The sequence below is a fragment of the Xenorhabdus yunnanensis genome (genome assembly GCF_028598805.1).
Taxonomy (GTDB): domain Bacteria; phylum Pseudomonadota; class Gammaproteobacteria; order Enterobacterales; family Enterobacteriaceae; genus Xenorhabdus; species Xenorhabdus yunnanensis.
Genome location: NZ_JAQRFI010000183.1, coordinates 1 through 866, shown reverse-complemented (window position 1 = coordinate 866; position 866 = coordinate 1). Strand labels below are relative to the sequence as shown.

The 866-nt window shown below is 45.6% G+C and carries 2 protein-coding genes and 1 pseudogene; all 3 read left to right on the top strand.

Translation table 11 applies throughout. The features are described 5' to 3' along the window. On the top strand, window positions 1-348 hold a 348-nt coding region (locus PSI23_RS21620; protein ID WP_273556999.1), incomplete at its 5' end, for a hypothetical protein. A gap of 60 nt (window positions 349-408) precedes the next feature. Continuing rightward, complete coding sequence (locus tag PSI23_RS21615) at window positions 409-573, top strand: hypothetical protein (RefSeq protein ID WP_273556998.1); 165 nt, start codon at window positions 409-411, stop codon at window positions 571-573. A gap of 3 nt (window positions 574-576) precedes the next feature. After that, window positions 577-866, top strand: a pseudogene (locus PSI23_RS21610) (hypothetical protein); the annotation flags it as partial.

Sequence of the window (866 nt, the reverse complement as noted above, 5' to 3'; positions counted from 1 at the left end):
TTTGTTGCATATATTGCAATAATATGGCTGTATAAATTATCAGCGACAGAGAGATGGAATATGGAATTTATAGCGACAGATGAATGGCAAAAAATAGAAGTGAAATCAGGTAATGTGCTTCACCACCATGGCAGGGTGTATGTGCTTCTTGACGCAGATCGAGCGCCTACACCTCAAGAGGATGAATTGATAATAAATGAACCGATTACTGTTGAAGAGACAGTCACTAAACCGATTCTCTTTAAAGACGCCCGCATGATATGGATTAGGGCGAAACCACTCAAGCAAGGTAATGGCAGTCTTGCTAGCCAACAGCCGTCCAATGAAGTGATAGTGACTCTGATTTAATCTTTTTGGGTCGAATGCTCCGCTGCTTGCGGCGGGGTTCTTCATTAATGAGGTGTAAGTATGAAAATCGATAACAAGGCCATCTTACTGACTCGTCAGCAGATGGACGCCCTACGCAAGATACAGCAGGACGAGTACAGCCGCTCAGAACTGGGTATTAAACCCACCCTTCACGAAGTCGCCCGTAAGCTGGTCGACAGGGCTTTATCACAAACAGGAAGATAACAAATGGCAAATTACACTATGTCGAATTTATTGGGATTAGGCCGCTTCAAACGTAAAGCAGTCCACAAAGACACAACCACAACAAAAGCCAACTTTAGTCACCTGTCAGCACGGGCTGATGATGATTCTGGACACTACACCACTGAACCGGCACAGGAACTCGCTACAGATCTCATCACTGAGCAAGACGATCAGCCCGAACCTATCAAAAAGCACAGCAAAGGGCACAATGTCGCTGTGTCTGAGGAAGCCCAAAACAGCCCGGTACTGGCGGTTAAGTTGTTACGTGAAAC

Excerpts from the sequence above, each read along its gene's own strand:
- PSI23_RS21615 (WP_273556998.1), top strand. The coding sequence starts at position 409 with ATGAAAATCGATAACAAGGCCATCTTACTGACTCGTCAGCAGATGGAC.